Raw genomic sequence first — 21,562 nt, 5'->3', positions numbered from 1 at the left:
TATCCAATCAAGAACATGTGCATTGAAACACGGAGTAGGATACAATTAACATATTCCGTACAAGCTAGACGTATACTTCGTGAATGGATGCGTTGTGAGGAAATAGGATACAAGATAAAGAGAAGGCGGTGGACGATTAGATGTTGAAAAAAAGTACAGCGGTACTCTTGATGGTGATCGGGCTGCTTGGCGGCAGTCTGCTCACTTTTGCTTATACTGGAACAACCACAGTAGGGAATAGCGCTCTAGGCGAGGGGCTGCTGGCGAGTGTAACAGGGAGCAGTTCCTCCTCCAGAAGTGATATTCGCAAAATTGAGACAGCGATGGACTTAATTCAGGGACAATACTATCAGGATGTGGATCGCACCAAGCTAGTGGATGGCGCCATCAATGGAATGATGGAGTCGCTTGGCGACCCGTATTCCTCTTATATGGGTAAAGAAACCGCACAGCAGTTCGAGCAATCCATAGAAGGCTCTTTTACCGGGATTGGAGCCGAAGTAGCTGCTGAGAATGGGAAAGTAGTCGTAGTTACACCAATTAAAGGCTCTCCGGCTGAAAAGGCGGGTCTACGCGCTAAGGATATTATACTGTCTGTTAACGGTGAAACACTGGACGGATTGGATCTGAACAAGGCCGTTTCCAAAATTCGTGGACCAAAGGGCAGTCATGCAAAAGTCAAAATTCAGCGTAACGGTTCTCCAGATCCACTTGAATACACGATTACCCGTGACAACATTGATATGGAAACTGTAACGGCTCATATGGAAAGCGGTGGTGTAGGTGTCATTACGATCACCCAGTTCTCCTTAAATACGGCAGAACGCTTCAAGGAAGAGTTAGCCAAGCTGGAGAAACGAGGGCTTAAAGGACTCGTCATTGACGTGCGTAATAACCCAGGTGGGGTGCTTTCTGTCGTCATTGATATTGCACAGCAATTTGTACCTTCCGGCAAAACGATTGTACAAGTGGAAGACAAAAATCAGAAGCGTGAAGAAGAGAAATCCAAAGGTTCACGCAAAAATTATCCGGTGACTTTGCTCATGAATAAAGGTAGCGCAAGTGCGTCCGAAATTCTGGCAGGTGCTCTCCAGCAATCCGCTGGCGCAGTGTTGATCGGGGAAAACTCCTTTGGTAAAGGTACTGTACAGACCAGCTATGACAAGCAAATGGGTGATGGCAGCCTGCTCAAAATCACAATTGCCAAATGGCTAACACCAAATGGAACATGGATTCATAAAAAAGGGATTAAGCCGGATCTGGCGGTGGAACAGCCTGAATACTTTACGGCAGCACCGCTGAACAAGGAAAAGTCCTTGAAATACAATATGAACAGCAGTGATGTGAAAAATGCACAAATCATTCTGCAAGGCTTGGGCTACAAACCAGGTCGCGAGGATGGCTATTTTGACAAAGTGACTGAAAGCTCTGTTATGGCTTTTCAAAAAGAGGCGAAGCTGACAGCTAACGGCATCATTGATGCCAAGACAGCAGCAGCAATGGAAGCCAAGCTGATTGAAAAAATTCGCGATCCGAAAAATGATAATCAACTCAAGCAGGGGATTGAAGAGATTCGGAAGGAAATGAAGACAAACGTAGCGAAATAATAGTGAGGCTACAACAAGGGGGCTGGAAACAGCCTCCTTTTTTATTGGGATATATTTGCAGTCTGTCGGTTTGTCTTCCCTACGTTGGCAATTTCATATAGAATAAATGGATATGAAATGTACGTGATCCGCTATACAGCGGGCCAGGGGCATAAGGAGTGTGAATGGACTTGGAATGGGCATTACAATGGGGATGGAGCGTCTTGAATGCTTGCTTGTATCTGCTATCGCAGCCGTTTTATTATATCTCGATACTCATTGTCGCGCTTGGCTATCGTCGGCAAATGCTGCTGGAGCGCAAGCTATTTCATACCAGAATACATAGCTGGGCTGCCGAGACCTGGCGTGTCGTGTGGAGTGGCTTGCTTGCCGGGATGGCGCTATCCGCTCTAGGAATGTTCGTCAGCGTGCATCTGACCCCGGCTTCCATCGTGTGCGTGTGGATTACCACATTACTGCTCATGCTGGTACGCGTCCGCTACCTATGTCTTGCTTATTCGGTTGGTCTGCTAGGTGTAGTTCAATTTTTTCTGAACGTAGCCAGTGGCTGGCAGCCTGGGGGAGTGCTCGGGACATCGGTAGCAGCCATCCGCGGATTGGATATTCCAGCACTATTAGTGTTGGTCGCTGTGCTGCATGTGGCTGAAGCGCTGTTGGTTCGCTGGCAAGGAGGAAAGGCAGCTACTCCGCTGTTTGTCGAGGGCAAACGGGGGAGATTGGTTGGTGGCTATCGCATGGAGGATCTCTGGCCTATTCCGTTGCTATTACTGGTACCCGCTCAGGGAGGATTCATGCTCCCCTGGACACCTTTGTTCGGCAGCGATGCCGGAACAGGGTATATGCTAGCAGCTCTGCCAGTCCTGATGGGCTTTAGCAGTGTGACGCTCGGCCAGTTACCCCGACAGAAGGCAGTACTTACTTCGAACCGATTGCTCCTGTACAGTGTGGCTTTGCTTTTGCTAAGCCTATTGGCGGCCTGGTGGAGTCCGCTGATCTTGCTGGCAGCGTTATTCTCCTTCTTGGCCCATGAGGCGCTGATTTGGTACGGTAATATAGAGGAAAGCCGTCTTAGCCCGATGTTTGTACATCCAGAGCAAGGGATGCGTGTACTTGCTGTGCTGCCAGATAGTCCGGCGACAGCTATGGGCATACTGCCGGGTGAAGCCATTTACCGTGTGAATGGCCTGGTTGTGAACAGTCGTGCCGAGCTGCATCAGGCCTTGCGGATCAACTCTGCTTTTTGTAAGCTGGAGGTACGCAATCTGCAAGGTGAGAGCAAGTTTGTACAGCGAGGCATGTACGATGGCGATCATCATCAGCTAGGGGTCGTGCTTGCACCGGATGCAGACGCAGGCTGGGCCGTATCTATACAGCCGGCCTCCATCTACCGAATTGTGGCCATGCACATAGGCGCACGACGGCGCAAAGCTGGACAAGCATCCAAGGCAGAGGGTACGCATTTGGACACCATGGACTAATAGATACCACAACAAGAGGGTGGTCATTATTTGATTAGAGTCGAATAAGGCTACCCCCTTTTGTATATAGCGACAGCAGCCTGCTTGAAATCAATATTCTCATCGGTATACAATGAATATGTAATGGGAAACATTGATAAACCGAATGCCTATCATGTGTGTCAAGCAGGGAGAGGAAAAGATGAACGCGATTCACTTTATTCGAGAGTACATCAGGCACCCACGCAGCGTAGGCGCTGTTATACCCAGCTCAAGACAACTGGCCAAGCAAATTGCCACACCGATTTACTTTGACAAAGCTTCGTGCATTATTGAATATGGAGCAGGGACCGGTGTGTTTACACAGGAGTTGATTTTGAACAAGCGTCCAGAAACGTTACTGTTAGTGATTGAAGCTAATGAATCGTTTTATAAAAAATTACAAAGCAAATATGGACACTTGGAGAGGGTACACATTATTCATGGATCGGCCGAGCATGTAGCGCGGTACATGAAACAGTATCATGTCTCGAAAGTCGATTATATCGTATCGGGGCTCCCTTTCACCAGCTTACCCGCTGCGTTATCCAGCCTTATTTTGGGACAAACGGCCGAGGTGTTGGGTCAGGAGGGCAAGTTTATTACGTTCCAGTACAGCAAGGTTAAGCACAATTTCTTCCGTACTTTTTTTGCAGATATCCAGATTAAAAAGGTGAATTATAATGTTCCGCCAGCCTATGTGTTCACTTGCAGCTTGTGATTTCTCAGGTAATGTAGAGGATTAGAATAAATACGAATACCCATATGCGGATGAATAGAAGACTTGGTCAGCATCATTAAAATGCTGAAACGGTCTTTTTTTGTTGTCCACTTTTATGGAAATATAAGATAAGGGATATGTTAAATGGCAAAATTCATTTAAGGAATCATATTTTAAAATGGGGCTTAACCTATATATTACATAAGTTGGAACCTCTTAGACTTTTGTAGGATTCATAATAAATCTGAACTTTTGTTAAAGGAGATTTATATATGGTAAAACCGTTGATGTTCATGCGCTGGTGTGAGTATTATGGGTTAAGCGACCGTGAGACAGACTTTGTATCCTTTTTTATGATGAATTTTTCGGCTGCACGATCAGGTAATCAACCCAAACTTAAGGAACAATTTGTTGAGATTCAAAAAAAAGCCTTTCCAGAATACCCGTTTGATATTAGCCCGGAAGAACTGGATTATAACAAATTTGAAGAACTGATGAAACGAGTGTTGAACATTCATTTTGACACGGCTGAACTGCTGTATTCCTTTTATCTCCAAAAGCTGTGTGCACCTTTGGCAGAATACATTTTATCCACTGGAGATGCCGAGCCAGCACGGATCTACTATGAGCTTATCCAAAAGGACAAAGTACGGTAGAGATAAAAAAGCCCCTTAGATAAGGGGCTTTTTTTATATTCAGGCTATAAAGTTATTTAATAAGTTAACTCTAGTCAATGTTCTGCTATATGGGCATTTGGAATAATCTAAGAATATGGACATTACGTCCCATAAATGGTTCGATATGAAGATTTGGTCGGTAAAACGTATAGCAAAGCAGTATTACAACATTTGAAGATCCGAGCAATTCTGATTTCGGACGGAGAGGAGAGTGTAATCAACCAGCTACTTGGAGCTTCGATGGGTGGAATTTAAGCACGAATCTATAAAAAATGAATCTATGGATTAGAGTAAGGCGACGCTGTGCCGGAACGATAAACCCGTTTGGATTTAGGAGCCTTAAAACCTTTCGGAGCGGCACTTGTATGGGGCTGCTCTTTTCAAATGTAAAGGAGGAAAGTGGTATGAGAGTGAAAAATAGTAGTAGTATTCTGTTCAAACGTTCCAAATGGCTGCCTGTCGTCATGGCCTGCACGATGATAGTAGGGGGGGCTTTACCTGCTCCAGCTGTGGTTCACGGTCAAACGGCAAAGACTATTGCTATTAAAGTAGATACATCCAAGGATCGTAAGCCTATTAGCCCTTATATATACGGTACAAATCAGGATTTGGCAGGTGATGAAAATATGGCTGCCAGACGACTTGGTGGCAATCGAATGACGGGATACAACTGGGAAAACAATATGTCCAATGCAGGAAGTGACTGGCAGCAATCTAGCGATAACTATTTATGCAGTAATGGTGGCCTGACACAAGCCGAATGTGAAAAGCCAGGAGCGGTGACGACTTCGTTTCATGACCAATCGCTGAAGCACGGCACTTATTCTTTAGTTACGTTGCCGATGGCCGGTTATGTGGCTAAGGATGGAAACGGAAGTGTGCAGGAAAGTGAAAAGGCCCCTTCCGCTCGTTGGAATCAGGTCGTAAACGCCAAGAATGCACCGTTCCAACTACAGCCTGACCTTAATGACAATCGGGTCTATGTGGATGAGTTCGTCCATTTTTTAGTGAACAAGTACGGCGCTGCCTCAATGAAGACGGGTGTGAAAGGATATGCGCTCGACAATGAACCCGCTCTTTGGTCGCACACGCATCCGCGCATTCATGGTGAGAAGGTCGGAGCGAAAGAGCTGATAGACCGGTCAGTCAGTTTATCCAAAGCTGTAAAAGCGGTTGATGCGGGAGCAGAAATTTTTGGACCGGTTCTTTACGGTTTTGGAGCCTATAAAGATCTTCAAACTGCACCTGATTGGGATTCTGTAAAAGGCAATTATAGCTGGTTCGTAGACTATTACCTGGATCAAATGCGCCTTAGTTCGCAAGCCGAAGGCAAGAGATTGCTGGATGTATTCGACGTACACTGGTATCCCGAAGCGATGGGCGGAGGCATACGAATTACGAATGAGGTAGGCAATGACGAAACGAAGAAAGCCAGAATGCAGGCACCTCGCACCTTGTGGGACCCGACCTATAAGGAAGATAGTTGGATCGCTCAATGGAACAGCGACTTTTTGCCCATACTACCTCGATTGAAGCAGTCGGTGGATAAGTATTATCCGGGGACCAAACTGGCTTTGACCGAGTATAGCTATGGCGGCGAAAATGATATTTCCGGCGGGATTGCGATGACCGATGTGCTCGGCATCTTGGGCAAAAACGATGTTTATATGGCAAACTACTGGAAGTTAAAGGATGGTGTCAACAACTACGTTAGTGCCGCTTACAAGCTTTACCGCAATTATGACGGAAAAAACTCTACTTTCGGGGACACCAGTGTTAGTGCGCAAACGTCGGATATTGTTAACAGCTCCGTGCATGCTTCCATAACAAATGCAGCCGACAAGGAACTGCACCTCGTGGTCATGAACAAAAGCATGGACAGCGCATTCGACGCTCAATTTGATCTTGCTGGCGCGACGACTTACGGCTCCGGTAAAGTATGGGGCTTCGATAAAAATAGTTCACAAATTAAAGAAGCAGCGCCAATCACGCAAATTTCAGGTAACCGTTTTACTTATACCGTACCGCCTTTGACGGCATATCATATCGTGCTGACTGCTGGCAAAGATACGTCTGTGCCACCAGTGGAAAATCCTGATAGCTTTAAGCTGAAGGCAGAGGCAGGCGATGGGAAAGTCCATTTGTCCTGGGACGCTTCCAGCGGAGTTGTGGGCTACAGTGTACAGCGGGCAGCGAGTGAAAACGGCCCTTTTACTGCTGTAGCATCCAACTTGACCGAAACATCCTATACGGATACTAACGTAACAAACGGTACTTCATACTATTACAAAGTAACCGCCAAAACCAATAAGGGATCGAGCGAATCCACTATTTTGAAAGCGGTTCCGAAGATAGCTGTAAACGGTCCCGCTCGCTATGAAGCCGAGGAAGGCACGCTGAAGGGAACTATTGTGGAATCCAGCGGGAGCGGCTTCTCTGGTACTGGTTATGTAACGAATTTCCACAATCCAGGGGATTCCCTGGCGATGACGATTCAGGCTCCCGCGGCAGGCTTGTACAATCTTACAATCGGCTACCGTTCTCCTCATGATGACAAACGCACGAATTTCTCATTAAACGGCAAAGCGTTTGGCGAACTGGTGCTTAAAAAAACGGCTGATTTTAAAGAAACTTCTGGAGGCAAGGTTCTGCTGAATGCAGGCGCGAATACGATCGGTTTTGAAACAGGCTGGGGCTGGTACGATATCGACTACGTCAGACTGGAGCCTGCTGCTGACCGCCCACCTCACGCGGTAACCAAAACGCTTACCAATCCGAATGCGACGGTAGAAGCAAAAGCATTGATGAACTACCTGGTTGACCAATATGGGAAGAATATGCTCTCTGGTCAAGAGGAAATAAACGAAATTGATTGGCTTCAAGCCAATGTAGGTAAAAAGCCGGCGATTGCAGCGCTTGACCTGATCGACTACTCGCCAAGCAGAGCGGAACACGGTCTTAGTTCCACAGAGGCGGAAAAGGCGATTGCATGGGATAAGCAAGGAGGCATCGTTACCTTTGCATGGCACTGGAACGCTCCGAAAGGTCTGATCGATACGCAGGGAAAAGAATGGTGGAGAGGCTTCTATGCCGATTCGACCACATTTGATATAGAATATGCGATGAGCCATCCAGAGTCCGAGGATTATAAATTACTTATTCGCGATATCGATGTGATCGCAGCGCAATTGAAGAAGCTGCAGGATGCGAAGGTTCCTGTCCTGTTCCGTCCTTTGCACGAAGCAGAAGGCAAATGGTTCTGGTGGGGCGCCAAAGGCCCTGAACCTGTTAAAAAATTGTATATTTTAATGCACGACCGATTGACGAATGTGCACAAATTGAACAATCTGATATGGGTATGGAATTCTGTTGCTCCGGACTGGTATCCTGGAGACGAATATGTGGATATTTTGAGCTTTGACTCTTATCCGCAAGCAGGTGATTACAGCCCGCAAATTGCAAAATACGAAGACCTTGTTACATTGGGCAAGGACAAAAAGTTAGTTGCCATGAGCGAAAACGGACCGATCCCAGACCCTGATCTAATGAAGGCGTATCAAGCCCATTGGAGCTGGTTCGCTACATGGTATGGGGATTTCCTGAGAGACGGTAAACAAAACAGCCTTGAGCATCTGAAAAAAGTGTATCATCATCCGAACGTTATTACGCTTGATGAGCTTCCAACGAACTTAAAAACGTATGGCATTACCGAGCAGCCGTCAGTACCGGGCAGCTTCACGCTGAACGCTGCGGGCGAAACGGCGAAAGTATCGCTAAGCTGGACAGCATCGGCGAATGCAAAAAGCTATGAAGTGAAGCGTTCGACGGCTGAAAACGGCGCGTTCGCCACTGTAGTGAGTGATGTATATGGCAGTAGCTACACTGACACAGCTGTAACGGCAGACATGACGTACTACTACCAAGTCGTAGCGAAGAACGATGCAGGACAGACGCTGTCGAACACCGCTAGCGCAGCGCCAAAAGCGGATACACAGCAGCCGACAACAGGACTGCTGCTCCAGTATCGCACAGCAGATACTAAGATGAACGATAATCACCTCAATCCGCAATTCCAAATTGTAAACAAAGGCACAACCTCCGTACCGATCAGCGAGTTGAAAATTCGCTACTACTACACAATCGATGGTGACCGTGAGCAGACATTCAACTGCGACTATGCGACGCTGAGCTGCTCGAAGCTGAACGGTAAACTGGTTAAAATGGAGAAGGCTGCAACCGGTGCCGATTATTATTTGGAAGTCAGCTTCAATTCGGATGCAGGCGTGTTAGCACCTGAAGGAAGCACGGGCGATATCCAAACCCGTATTCATAAGACAGACTGGTCGAACTATAACGAAAGTGACGATTATTCGTATAAAGGCACGCAAACCTCATATGCCGATCATCCTAAAGTTACCTTGTATCATAACGGCGTACTTGTTTGGGGAACCGAGCCGACAGCTAATTAAGATAAATGTTCGATCTAAAACATTGCTGAAATGAGCAGGGGGGTTGTATCCTCTGCTCATTTTTTTGTACAGAGCCTCTATAACTTTAAAATGGATAACGAAGGAAGGGATATGTTTGACTTTTATATTCAGATTAAAGAAATCACGAACTAAAATTACCTCATAATGTTAGAAAAGACGAAAAATATATTTTTTAGTTAAGAGGGGGATTGAAATGGAACATACACCTACGATCCGCTCGACGATAGAGACCGAACTCAAGCAGAGAGGCTATACATTTAGCAGCTTCAGTAAAATATCTGGAATTAACCGTGGTACATTTAGCACCATGCTGAACAGTAATCCACCCAAGCCGATTTCGGTTCGGCAGATGGACCTGATTACCAAGGCACTAGGATATCCCGATGGCTGGCTGTATGAGTTATACATAGATGAATGCTTTCACGAGGGGAAAGGACACTGGAAACGGATCAAGCCTTTTTTATTGCGTTGTGTAGATTTAGGAAGGAAGGACTGTATTCAAAAGGTATTGTCGAGATTAACGGAAGACTGGTCCTATGTGTCAACGGTATTTGAGTTTGCAGAAGAACTGCATAAAGTGGGAAAGAAAAATGAAGCTGTCCCTTTTTACGAGTGTGTGGTAGAGAACGAAAGATATTACCATTCGGAGCGGCTGGCAATCTGCCAGTATAGGCTGTTTTGTTATTCTCTAAATTCTGATTTGGATAATAATCGGCAAGCAGCTATAAGGTTTGCACCGTTTCCAAAGAACCTTCCCGAAAATTATCAACTAGACGCTTTGTTGAAGTTGACCAATACAAATTTCCAATTTTATGATTATGACATGGCTATACATTATGCGAAAGAACTTGAAGTATTAGTCACAGGTATTTTTTGGGACCAGGCTCAAGCAAGGGCGAAAAATCGTGAAGTTACACGTCTCAATACAGAAAGACATCTAATCGTTTATTATGGTCAAGCCTATTTAATGCAGGGAAATTCCTTAGAAAAACAAGGACTATATGAAGCAGCTATGAAGTTCATACCTTACTATGAAAATCTAACTCGGATTGAAGGCCTGGATGAGGTTGGAATGATAGAAGCAGAGAAATTCGAAATATGGGGGAAAGCCAATCGATTGAATCTACAAATTCTGATGGGGGATAAAGATAGTCTGCCTGCCTATGTTGAACTTATTAGGGATAATCCACAGGAAATATTACTAGGTCTATTAACCATTATAGAATCGGCCAATAATTACAGTTACTCAGTAGATGATACTTTGGTCCTTTTCGCCGAGGATATTAATAAATTTAGGGAGCTACGTACAAATATATCGTATTATCATACCAACAACAGTCTGCTGACATATTCTCGTTTTTTTCTTGAACTTAGTCGATATTTTTTTAGTAAGGGAAGCTACACCGAGGCAATAAACAATATGCTGATTAGTTTAGAAGCATCCTCTCAGTTGAACGATAAAACTTATTATATCAAGTCCATCACGCTATTGTTTGAGAAATATAAGGATCATTCGACTGAAGAACAACGGACAGAATATGAAAAAGCGATAAAAGCAGTGGAATATAATACGAGGCAAATGACCTCTTAGAGCAAAAAGGGCTATGTTTCTGTACCTAAAGCAGAAGATCACATAGCTCTTTTAGTTTATTGGACTAAATTGTTTGAAAAAAATTAGTGAATATCCGCTGTGAGGATTTTTATACACATTAAATTCCATAATATATTGAAATGGTGTAGAATAAAGGGTTGACCCCCATCCAATTTATTCATATAATTTCTAGTATATTGTAATTGATTGTCGAGGAGGGTGATTTTTTAAAATCATCTGAATACGCCGGGGGTGTTTTTATTGGAAAATGCAACCACGATTCGTTCGGAAATTGAGAAAGAATTAAAACTTGGTGGCTATACTTTTAATAGTTTTGGACAAGCTACGGGTCTTAATCGGGGCATTTTTAGTGCTATGCTTAACGGAAATCCGCCTAAGCCTATCTCCGTACGACAAATGGACTTGATCACTAAAGCGCTTAATTATCCCGAAGACTGGTTGTATGACCTGTATGTGGATGAATGTTTTTATGATGGAAGACCACATTGGAAAAGAGTTAAGCCGTTCCTTATACGCTGTGTTGAAGTAGGAAACCTGCAATGCGTGGAGAAAGTGCTCTCACGCTTAATGGAGGATCTTAATCACATCCCGACGATCTTTGCTTTGGCAGAGGAGCTATATGATGGGGGAAAGCTACAGGAGGCAATTCCTTTCTATGAGTGTGTAATTGAAAATGAAAAATATCAGCACTCAGAACGCTTGGCGATCAGTCATTATAAATTATTTCGTGCAAAAATTGGTGAGAATACTGAAATAAATCTAAAGGCAGCTATTCAATTTGAGCCTTTTCGTTTTCGGTTGCCAGAGTGTCATCAATTGGACGGATTATTGCACCTAACAAATATATATTCCTCACTACATAAATGGCAAGAAACAATTACACACAGTGATGAGCTTTGGGAGCAATCTAAAATTATATATGAAGAGGAAAATAAAAGAAGAGCTCGGAAAAACAGGAGTTATGTACCGGTAAAAACCGAACGACATTTAGTAGTATATTATGGGCAAGGATTACTTATGAAAGCTTATGCCTTACAAAAAATTGGCGACTATGAGAAGGCGAAAAAAATTGTTGCTGAGTATGCCGATCTAAGTTGGTTTGAGGGTTTAGACACCGTTGGGAAAAGAGAAGTGGAAAAGTTTAAGGTATGGTCTATGGGGAACTCTTATACACTTGATTTACTGTTAGGAGATACATCTGTGCTCCCTCAATATGTAAACTTATTAGAGAACAATAATGATGAGATATTACCAGGGCTTGTGAATATTTTGGAATCGGCTAATAGAAATTTCTTCTCGGTTGACAGCATTTTAGATCAATTTATCAAGTTTATTGATACTTTCAGAAGTACTCAAGACGTAATATTTATGGATGACTATTATAATTTTAATTTTCAATTAGCCATTTATTATAGGCGAAATAAGAGACACAAGGATGCAATAAATGCTATTTTACAATGTATTCAGACATCATTCTTTCTTAAAAATGTAGAGAGTTTTGCCCAGAGTATGGTTTTCTTCGAAAATCTTAGAGCTTTATGTGACGAAGTACAAATTGAAATTTATAAATCTATTATTAAGGGGGTGTGCAAAGATGAAGAAGGTTTTTCTTTCACTCTTGCTTTCTCTAATAGTAGTCAGTAATATTGGGAATCTGTCTTATCTTCATAATATTACAATTGGTAATGGTTCACAGATTACAGTTTCAAGCCACGGTAGAGGTGGCTGAATTATAATCATGTTATATTTACTTCTAGGTTAGTATCAGGGGAAGCTTATAAGTAAATGGACTTAGCAAAAAACCAGTCTTGGTAAGGCTGGTTTTTTGATGTATTCCGCTAAAGGGATGAAATGGGTTTTATTATATTTTTAACCTGTGGGGAAGGTATCAGCCTGTAAACTAATGTAAATACCACACCGAACAGGAGGTTTATTGATGTGAAATGGCAACAATTGGAGGAGTGCATCGAAGAAAAGCGAAAAGAATTAAATGATTTGGCGAAAGAAGTGGGATTGAAGGATCGACGGGTGTTGGCCAAGTCTATGGAGTTGGATCGTCTCCTTAATAAGTACAGTGATTGGAAATATAGCTATCGTAGACAACAGAGTGTACCCCAAAGTTCACAGATCCAAGAGAAGCAACACGAGCTCGTCCTATCTTATTAACATCAAGCATCATGACAAGATAAAACCTAACTTCACCTTGGCTTCTATACATAGTGAGATATAGCATAAACAAAATAATCTCTATTACATCTCGTACGCCGCCCTTATCCACGTTGTTCGTACAGTTTATTGTTCTGCGTCTACATCAGAGCGGAAGCCATGTAACATGAGGATACATCTCAAAAAACCTCCCGATTCACGTTATGGCGTGAATCGGGAGGTTTTTGGGTTTTACTGCTGGAGCTGACGCAGCACAGTGATTTCGACACGGCGGTTTTTTTGTCGCCCTGCTTCGGTGCTATTGTCACCAACCGGACGGGTATCTGCATAACCCGCATACTGGAATCCTGAGGGGGATAGCTGCTCTCGGTCGATAAAGAACCGAAGTACAGACAGTGCACGAGCGCCGGAAAGCTCCCAGTTGTCCTTGTAGGCCGATGAGTTGGAGGAGCGGGTGAATGGAATATTGTCCGTATGCCCCTCAATGCTAATCGGTGTTTTTAAATCCCGGAACAGACTGGCTAATTTGGATAGCGTGTTTGCAGAGCCCTGCTTGAGTGCCGCTCTGCCTTGGTCGAATAGAAAGCGGTCATTCAGCGTAATGACAATGCCGCGCGGTTGATCGGATACGAAAATCTGGTTTTGTAGCTTGTTGTCTGTAATATATTCCTGGATGACACCCATTAGGTTTTGCAGTTCTTTTTCCTGCTTGCGAAAAGCTTGTTCACGCTCGGTAAGCTTGGTTGATCCCGCTTCTTTTTTATTAGAGGCCGGTTGCTTGGTCGCGGGTGGGTTCTTGCTGGTGTAACGATCGGCAGTCCCCGTAATGCCCGAGCCTTGCTCCAAAATAGAATCTCCCTTGTGGAACGTATCCTGAAGGGATTGAACAACGACATCGTATTTCTTAGCATCCAGACTGCTCATAGCATACATCACGACGAAAAAAATGAGCAGCAGGGTGATCAGATCGGCATAGGTAATCATCCACCGATCCCGTTGGTCTCCGCCGCCACCTTGACGCCCACGGCGCTTAGCGCGCGCTCTCATGGAAGTCCTCCTTTGGAGTAGCGCTCTCTGTACGTGAGCGACGAGGCGGTTTGCGATCTATATTTTGCTCTGAGCGGATAAAGAACTCCAACTTCTTGCGTACAAGCTTAGGGTTCTCTCCGTTTTGGATAGCCAGAATACCTTGCAGCAGCAAATCCATCGTGATAATTTCATTTTCACTGGCTGCTCTTATTTTGGACGCGATGGGCAGAAAGATCAGATTGGCGCTAGCAACGCCGTATAATGTTGCGATAAAAGCCACAGCAATCGACGGCCCGAGCGCAGTAGGCTCGGTTAGGCTGCCAAGTACATGGATCAGACCCATGACCGTACCGATAATCCCCATCGTAGGGGCATAGCCGCCTGCCGATTCAAATATTTTGGCGTACCCCTCATGCTTGTGCCCAATAGCATCTAACTCTAGTTCTAAAATTTGCTTGATCTGTTCCTGTTCAGTGCCGTCAATGACTAGTTGAAGACCTTCCCGCAAAAATGCATTCGGATGCTCCGATGATATACGTTCTAACGCAAGCACACCGGATCGGCGGGAGGTGGCGGCCATGGAAACCAAATCCTCTATATATTGCTCCGTAGGATTATCCTCACGACTAAAAGCCATCCGCAGAGCGGTGGGTATCGTCTTCAGCTTGGAGGCAGGGTAACTGATAACAACTGCGGCGAAAGTTCCGCCAAATACAATCAGAGCTGATGTGCCTTGTAGCAGCCCTGTGAATTCGCCGCCTTCCCATAAGAAGCCACCGATTAATGCTATGATTCCGGCGATGATGCCCAATACGATGGTGATATCCAAAATTTAATTCACTCCTATTCAAGACTTATCGTTTGCATCCACGGTAAGAAAGAGGTATAATACGGGAACAAACATTCTTATTCAACCATATTTCCCAAGTATCATTGCTCGGGAAATATCGACATAGAATTACAGGCAAAGACGTTAAAGCTCGATTAGTGTAAAAACATGATGTTTCCATTTTAGACGATAAGGGTGATGCAGGGCAATGAGTGATATCGTTGTTAGCGATAAGACTTTTGAAATTCAGTCGGAATTCCAACCTCAAGGCGATCAACCCCAGGCCATTTTTGAATTGGTAGAGGGAATTGCAGAAGGAAAGAAGCATCAAACTCTATTGGGTGCTACGGGAACAGGTAAGACGTATACCATCGCTCAGACCATTGCCAAGCTGAATCGGCCTACGCTGGTTATTGCACATAACAAGACTTTGGCTGCTCAACTGGCAAGTGAGTTTAAAGAATTCTTTCCCAACAACTCCGTCGATTATTTTGTCAGCTACTATGATTACTACCAACCGGAAGCGTACATCCCTTCTTCCGATACGTATATTGAGAAGGACTCCAGCATCAATGAGGAGATTGATAAACTTCGCCACTCAGCCACAAGCTCTCTGTTTGAGCGTCGTGACGTTATTATTGTAGCGAGTGTCTCTTGCATTTATGGTTTGGGTTCCCCGAAAGAATATTCAAGCTTGCTGCTCTCGCTTAGAGTCGGCATGGAGAAACCCCGCAATCAGATTTTGTCCCGCTTGGTCGATATTCAATATCAGCGGAACGATATCAACTTCGTGCGGGGTACTTTCCGTGTACGGGGGGATGTTGTTGAGATATTCCCGGCTTCCCATGGAGAAAACGCGATCCGGGTAGAACTGTTCGGAGATGAGATTGAACGGATTACCGAAATTAATGTGCTTACAGGTGAATTGATCGGTGAACGTGAGCATATCGCCATTTTCCCGGCATCTCACTTCGTTACCCATGAGGATACGATGAGGGTAGCACTGGTCAACATTGAACGTGAGTTAGAAGAGCGCTTAGCAGAGCTGAAGGAGCAAGGGAAGCTATTAGAGGCGCAACGTTTGGAGCAACGAACCCGCTATGATATCGAGATGATGAGAGAGGTTGGCTTTTGTTCCGGTGTCGAAAACTACTCGGGTCCACTGACATTCCGCGAGCGCGGAGCAACACCATATACACTGTTGGATTATTTTCCAGATGATATGCTGATCGTCATCGACGAATCTCATGTTACATTGCCGCAGATTCGTGCGATGTATAACGGGGACCAGGCGCGTAAAAATGTTCTCGTTGAACATGGTTTTCGTTTGCCATCTGCCTTGGATAACCGTCCACTGAAGTTCGAAGAGTTCGAGGACAAAGTGAATCAGATTATTTATGTATCGGCTACTCCAGGCCCGTATGAGATGGAAAAATGCGATACGATGGTGCAGCAGATTATTCGTCCTACCGGTCTCCTTGATCCTATTATTGAGGTGCGTCCGAGCAAAGGACAGATTGACGATCTCATTAATGAAATACGTCAGCGCATAGAACGTGAAGAACGGGTACTGGTCACCACACTCACGAAGAAAATGGCTGAAGATTTGACAGACTACTTAAAAGAAGTGGGCATCAAGGTTCGGTATATGCACTCCGAGATTAAGACTTTGGAGCGGATGGCCATTTTGCGGGATCTTCGTCTGGGAACCTTCGATGTGCTGATCGGGATCAACTTGTTGCGGGAAGGTCTCGATTTGCCGGAAGTATCGCTGGTTGCGATTTTGGATGCGGACAAAGAAGGCTTCCTGCGTTCTGAGCGCTCTCTGATTCAGACGATCGGACGGGCAGCGCGGAATAGTGACGGACGTGTTATTATGTATGGCGATAAGATTACCGATTCTATGGATAAAGCGATTAAGGAAACAGAACGTCGCCGTGCGATTCAAATTCAATACAATGAAGAGCATGGGATTACCCCGCAAACCATCCGTAAAAAGATTCGTGATGTCATTGAAGCAACCAAGACAGCAGAGTCCAAGAATGATTACCTTCCTAATGAGACGGGTAAACTTTCCAAGAAGGAGCGTCAATCCCTCATTCAGCGCCTGGAAGCAGAAATGAAGGATGCGGCCAAGAATCTACAGTTCGAGCGGGCTGCCGAGTTGCGTGATGCTTTGCTGGAGTTGCGGGCTGATTAAACATTGTTAATAAGCTAGAAGCACAACATATTGATAATACAATGCTTGATTGCTTTTAAGAAATAGTGAGGACGGCCGATGTGGTCGTTCTCTTTGCGATATATCACTTCCATCGGATAATCCAATGCGATATAGGATGACGTGAATTACGGCTAAGGAGATGAAACATTTGGCGAATGAAAGCATCATCATCAAAGGCGCACGTGCGCATAATCTCAAAAATATTGACGTGACGATTCCGCGGGACAAGTTCGTCGTCCTGACAGGGCTTAGCGGCTCAGGTAAATCATCACTGGCTTTCGATACGATCTATGCGGAAGGACAGCGGCGGTATGTGGAATCATTATCTGCATATGCGCGTCAATTCCTCGGGCAAATGGAGAAACCGGACGTCGATTCGATTGACGGTCTGTCTCCTGCCATTTCCATTGACCAAAAAACGACAAGTCGGAATCCTCGTTCTACGGTCGGAACAGTTACAGAAATCTATGATTACCTGCGGTTGTTATTTGCCCGAGTGGGTCATCCTCATTGTCCTGAACATGGCATTGAAATCACTTCACAGACCGTCGAACAGATGGTAGACCGCATTTTACAGTATCCTGAAAAGACACGGCTACAAATCCTGGCTCCATTGGTATCCGGCCGCAAAGGTGAGCATAAGACACTTTTCACTGATATAGCCAAGCAGGGCTTTGTACGGGTACGTGTGAATGGCGAACTGCGTGAATTGTCCGAGAAGATTGAATTGGAGAAGAACAAGAAGCACTCGATTGAAGTGGTCGTAGACCGGATCGTAGTCAAGGAAGATGTACGTGCGCGTCTGTCCGACTCTATCGAAACGGCACTGAATCTTTCAGGCGGACAGTTGCTTGTAGATATTATAGGGCAAGAGGAGTTGCGATTTAGCTCCAACTTTGCGTGCCCGATTTGCGGTTTTAGCATAGATGAGCTGTCTCCACGGATGTTTTCCTTTAATAGTCCGTTTGGTGCTTGTCCAGATTGTGATGGGCTAGGAGTTAAAATGGTGGTTGACCCTGATCTGCTCATACCCGATCCAGAAAAAAGTGTAGAAGATGGGGCGTTCCAGGCATGGAGTGGAGGAACTTCCACTTATTATCCTCAATTTTTACAGTCCGTATGCGAACACTACGGTATTCCGCAGGACGTTCCTGTAAGTCAATTGACGTCAGAACAAATGAATCTTATTTTGCAGGGAACAGGTGACCAGAAGATCCGTTTCCGCTATGAAAATGATTTTGGTCAACGTAAGGAAGCCTACGTGACCTTTGAAGGTATTATTCCAAACCTGGAGCGTCGTTATCGTGATACGGCTTCTGAGGGAATACGTGAATTTATTGAAGGCTTTATGAGTGCAAAGCCATGTAACACCTGTAAGGGGCACCGACTGAAAAAAGAAAGCCTGTCGGTAACTATACAAGAGCGTAATATCGCTTATGTGACAGCTTTGTCAGTCGGGGAGGCCTCTCATTTTTTCCATACACTGGAGCTGAGTGAGAAAGAGCAGTCGATCGCCAACCTCATTTTAAAGGAAATTAACAGCCGACTGGGATTCCTCGTTAACGTTGGTCTGGAATACCTGACTTTAAGCCGTGCAGCAGGTACGTTGTCCGGCGGGGAGGCACAGCGTATCCGATTGGCGACACAGATCGGGTCCAGTCTGATGGGTGTGCTTTATATTTTGGACGAGCCAAGTATCGGGTTGCATCAGCGAGATAATGACCGCCTGATTAGTGCATTGGAACATATGCGGAATCTAGGTAACACGTTGATCGTGGTGGAGCATGACGAAGATACGATGATGGCGGCAGACTATATCATTGACATTGGGCCAGGAGCCGGAATCCATGGCGGGATGATCATGTCACAGGGGACCCCACAGGAAGTTATGGAAGATCCGAATTCCCTGACCGGGCAATATTTGAGCGGGCGCAAGTTTATTCCGGTCAATACCGAGCGGCGCAAGCCTGCAGATAAGTGGCTGGAGATTCGCGGAGCCAAGGAGAACAATCTCAAAAATGTGAATGTCAAAATTCCATTGGGGGTTTTCACGGCTGTCACTGGCGTATCCGGGTCTGGAAAATCGACGTTGGTCAACGAAATTTTATACAAAACGTTGGCGCGTGATCTGAACCGTGCGAGAGTACGCCCAGGTCAACATAAAGAAATTCGCGGGCTAGAGCATATCGAAAAGGTTGTTGAGATCGATCAATCGCCAATCGGCCGTACACCGCGTTCCAATCCTGCAACATATACCGGAGTGTTCGATGATATCCGTGACTTATTCTCGCAGACGAACGAGGCTAAGGTACGAGGCTACAAGAAAGGCCGATTTAGTTTTAACGTTAAGGGAGGCCGATGTGAATCTTGCAGAGGCGACGGCATCATCAAGATTGAGATGCACTTTCTGCCCGATGTGTACGTACCATGCGAAGTGTGCAAAGGCAAACGCTATAATCGGGAGACCCTTGAGGTTAAGTATAAAGGGAAGAGTATTGCTGATGTGCTGGAGATGACGGTAGAGGATGCGACAGCATTTTTTGAAAATATCCCGAAGATTCATCGCAAGATTCAGACGCTGATGGATGTAGGTTTGGGGTATATCAAGTTGGGTCAACCAGCGACTACTTTGTCCGGTGGTGAAGCACAGCGTGTGAAGCTGGCTTCCGAATTGTATCGTCGCAGCACAGGTAAAACCATTTATATTTTGGATGAGCCGACAACGGGTCTACATGTTCACGATATTGACCGTTTATTGACCGTGCTGCATCGTTTGGTCGATTCGGGAGAGACGGTACTGGTTATTGAGCATAATCTAGATGTAATTAAAACAGCCGATTTCCTGATTGATCTGGGGCCAGAAGGCGGAAGCGGCGGTGGAACGATCTTGGCTACCGGGACACCAGAACAACTCGTAAAAGTCGAAGAATCCTATACAGGCCGATACTTAAAGCCGATCCTTGAACGGGATACACAGCGCAGCCAAGCGCTTCAGACCGTCGATCTATAGATACTATTTAGTACGTTTTAGAAACCCTGCACAGACAGGAAGGCAAAATACGAATTAGCGTATTTATGCTTTCCCGTTGGCAGGGTTTATTTTTTTTGTAAAAAAAGAAAACTTTTATTAAATTCCTGCGTTAAAGCATGTGACACATAGTTTACCAAGCGCTGGAATAATAAATCTATATGTATATTCATCGACAGAAAGTCTCTGAGTAATCTCTAAATTTTTAGAGTTTTGGATGTTTAGGCTCGGGCTTGAAGAGGTTAATATATAACTTATGATTATCTAGCATCATACGAAGTTCCGTGCCCACGTGACAACCATTACTAGTTGAAGCGAAACCGTCTATAGTTATATCACATCTAAGATTTATACCACATCTCTGAGGAAGTCATGAAGGGAGCTGGAACGTTTGAAGATTAAGCAAAGTAGAGTTCTACGTACACGTGTATACTCATGGGCAGCAGGAGTCACTATAGCGGCATGGTTATTGGGTTATAGTGCTGCACCGTCCTATGCCTCCGAGGTGTCCGAGGCGTATGCGCCCATACAAGCCGAGATCGAGACCAGTGCAGCGATTGGAACTATTAAAGATTCAGAAAACGCTCACAATTATATTCAGCCCGCTGCAAAGGGTGGGTTTTTAATGCTGAACGTCGAGGACGTTACAGAAGCAAGTGTGGTACACGTCACGTATGGCAAGCTGGACAGTTCTCTGGAGACTGTATGGAAACACCAGCAGGACCTGAGCGTACAACCGGGAACAAGCAGCAGGGGAGTCCAGCGGGAGACATCAGATGGTGGCTTGCTGTTTCTGATTGATTATACCCAACCGAACGGAATGCGGGATTTGCGGGCGTCACGATTGGACGCGGATGGAAACCCCTTGTGGTCCAAAACATTACCGACTGATGGCTTGATCTCCCAAGGGCAGGGTTCTCAGGTAGGACTGGAGCCACTAGAGGATGGCAGTTTTCTAGTCTCCTCATTGAACCTTGCGGATCAGTCCTTCACTGTACTCAAATACACAGAAGATGGCGACATACAATGGAATCGGACGACGGCCGGGGTGACCTCAGGTTGGCTGGTTGGCAGTCACAATGGATATTATGCGCTTTTGAACAGCTCAGATGGTCCCGTGGGTGTACAAGCCGATGTGTATGGTCGTAATATCCGTGATGTCCATCTAGACTTAGGATCAGGTAAGGAAATTGCCGCGGTACGTGAGTTGTCCAGCGGCCATATTGCTGTAACAGGGCTTAAAGGAAACAGCAAACGTACCCAGGTGTTAAGTAATGGTCTGCAATTGTTTAGTAATACAGAGGACTATGCCGCTGACCAGGTGTATCTGCCTGAGGAGCAGTTGTACGTCCAGTTCAGTGATCAATATGATCCACTGGGTAAAACCACGAAGATGCATGGCATTACTATCACAGGCTTAAAAGGAAACGGCACGAAGGTGTGGGAAACGAAGACTCATTATAAGGAAGATAACTCCTTCGGCATCCGATATGATACGGGATTGATATATAAGATACCTTCAGGCTACGCGGTGGTGACATCTACAACAGGCGTCCAAAAGCCAGTAGTACTCGATTTTGCGAAAATATTGATACCGGAGTAATCCGGTGTCTTTTTTTATGCAATCGAAGAAGTAGCAAGTAGGTATGGCACTGTGGTATGGCATAGGAAACAGCCTGCTTGTAT

The 21,562-nt window shown here is 45.2% G+C and carries 13 protein-coding genes; 11 read left to right on the top strand and 2 right to left on the bottom strand.

Annotation, left to right across the window (positions count from 1 at the left end):
- The first annotated feature begins 140 nt into the window (after positions 1 to 140).
- From ACN6NF_RS22605 to ACN6NF_RS22570, 8 genes are all read left to right on the top strand, one after another.
- Positions 141 to 1,607 carry a S41 family peptidase gene (locus tag ACN6NF_RS22605; RefSeq protein ID WP_474319665.1) on the top strand — a complete coding sequence of 489 codons (1,467 nt, stop codon included), beginning with the start codon at positions 141 to 143 and terminating at the stop codon, positions 1,605 to 1,607.
- 164 nt (positions 1,608 to 1,771) lie between these two features.
- Positions 1,772 to 3,085, top strand: coding sequence for a serine protease (locus ACN6NF_RS22600; protein WP_474319664.1), 1,314 nt, complete (start codon positions 1,772 to 1,774; stop codon positions 3,083 to 3,085).
- Positions 3,086 to 3,266: 181 nt separating this feature from the next.
- A complete protein-coding gene (locus ACN6NF_RS22595) occupies positions 3,267 to 3,824 on the top strand; it encodes a class I SAM-dependent methyltransferase (protein ID WP_474319663.1) in 558 nt (185 codons plus the stop codon).
- Positions 3,825 to 4,096: 272 nt separating this feature from the next.
- Entirely contained in the window at positions 4,097 to 4,480 is a 384-nt protein-coding gene (locus tag ACN6NF_RS22590) for a hypothetical protein (RefSeq protein ID WP_165079715.1), read from the top strand.
- A gap of 425 nt (positions 4,481 to 4,905) precedes the next feature.
- Positions 4,906 to 8,970, top strand: coding sequence for a glycosyl hydrolase (locus ACN6NF_RS22585; RefSeq protein WP_474319661.1), 4,065 nt, complete (start codon positions 4,906 to 4,908; stop codon positions 8,968 to 8,970).
- Between the two features lie 214 nt (positions 8,971 to 9,184).
- Positions 9,185 to 10,582: a helix-turn-helix domain-containing protein gene (locus ACN6NF_RS22580; protein WP_019688759.1), complete on the top strand. Its 1,398-nt coding sequence runs from the start codon at positions 9,185 to 9,187 to the stop codon at positions 10,580 to 10,582.
- Between the two features lie 261 nt (positions 10,583 to 10,843).
- Positions 10,844 to 12,247: a DNA-binding protein gene (locus ACN6NF_RS22575; protein ID WP_474319658.1), complete on the top strand. Its 1,404-nt coding sequence runs from the start codon at positions 10,844 to 10,846 to the stop codon at positions 12,245 to 12,247.
- Positions 12,248 to 12,541: 294 nt separating this feature from the next.
- Positions 12,542 to 12,769 carry a Spo0E family sporulation regulatory protein-aspartic acid phosphatase gene (locus tag ACN6NF_RS22570; RefSeq protein WP_474319657.1) on the top strand — a complete coding sequence of 76 codons (228 nt, stop codon included), beginning with the start codon at positions 12,542 to 12,544 and terminating at the stop codon, positions 12,767 to 12,769.
- 231 nt (positions 12,770 to 13,000) lie between these two features.
- Here ACN6NF_RS22570 and ACN6NF_RS22565 read toward each other — a convergent pair whose 3' ends face one another.
- Both ACN6NF_RS22565 and ACN6NF_RS22560 read right to left on the bottom strand, forming a co-directional pair.
- Positions 13,001 to 13,816: a flagellar motor protein MotB gene (locus tag ACN6NF_RS22565; protein WP_474319656.1), complete on the bottom strand. Its 816-nt coding sequence runs from the start codon at positions 13,814 to 13,816 to the stop codon at positions 13,001 to 13,003.
- Positions 13,800 to 14,627 (bottom strand): flagellar motor protein, encoded by an 828-nt coding sequence (locus ACN6NF_RS22560; protein WP_474319654.1) that lies wholly within the window; start codon positions 14,625 to 14,627, stop codon positions 13,800 to 13,802. The genes ACN6NF_RS22565 and ACN6NF_RS22560 overlap by 17 nt, the downstream gene beginning before the upstream one ends.
- 208 nt (positions 14,628 to 14,835) lie before the next feature.
- Here ACN6NF_RS22560 and uvrB point away from each other — a divergent pair, with 208 nt between their 5' ends.
- From uvrB to ACN6NF_RS22545, 3 genes are all read left to right on the top strand, one after another.
- Positions 14,836 to 16,827 carry an excinuclease ABC subunit UvrB gene (gene uvrB / locus ACN6NF_RS22555; protein WP_013373322.1) on the top strand — a complete coding sequence of 664 codons (1,992 nt, stop codon included), beginning with the start codon at positions 14,836 to 14,838 and terminating at the stop codon, positions 16,825 to 16,827.
- Positions 16,828 to 16,996: 169 nt separating this feature from the next.
- Entirely contained in the window at positions 16,997 to 19,858 is a 2,862-nt protein-coding gene (uvrA, locus tag ACN6NF_RS22550; RefSeq protein ID WP_474319651.1) for an excinuclease ABC subunit UvrA, read from the top strand.
- A gap of 409 nt (positions 19,859 to 20,267) precedes the next feature.
- Complete coding sequence (locus ACN6NF_RS22545; protein WP_474319650.1) at positions 20,268 to 21,479, top strand: hypothetical protein; 1,212 nt, start codon at positions 20,268 to 20,270, stop codon at positions 21,477 to 21,479.
- Positions 21,480 to 21,562 lie beyond the last annotated feature (83 nt).

The sequence above is a fragment of the Paenibacillus sp. TSM33 genome (assembly GCF_056099025.1).
Note: the sequence above shows the minus strand (reverse complement) of the source record. Positions and strands in the feature narration are given on the sequence as shown.

Coding starts and splice junctions, on each gene's coding strand:
- ACN6NF_RS22605 (WP_474319665.1), top strand. CDS start 141: ATGTTGAAAAAAAGTACAGCGGTACTCTTGATGGTGATCGGGCTGCTT.
- ACN6NF_RS22600 (WP_474319664.1), top strand. CDS start 1,772: ATGGACTTGGAATGGGCATTACAATGGGGATGGAGCGTCTTGAATGCT.
- ACN6NF_RS22595 (WP_474319663.1), top strand. CDS start 3,267: ATGAACGCGATTCACTTTATTCGAGAGTACATCAGGCACCCACGCAGC.
- ACN6NF_RS22590 (WP_165079715.1), top strand. CDS start 4,097: ATGGTAAAACCGTTGATGTTCATGCGCTGGTGTGAGTATTATGGGTTA.
- ACN6NF_RS22585 (WP_474319661.1), top strand. CDS start 4,906: ATGAGAGTGAAAAATAGTAGTAGTATTCTGTTCAAACGTTCCAAATGG.
- ACN6NF_RS22580 (WP_019688759.1), top strand. CDS start 9,185: ATGGAACATACACCTACGATCCGCTCGACGATAGAGACCGAACTCAAG.
- ACN6NF_RS22565 (WP_474319656.1), bottom strand. CDS start 13,816: ATGAGAGCGCGCGCTAAGCGCCGTGGGCGTCAAGGTGGCGGCGGAGAC.
- uvrB (WP_013373322.1), top strand. CDS start 14,836: ATGAGTGATATCGTTGTTAGCGATAAGACTTTTGAAATTCAGTCGGAA.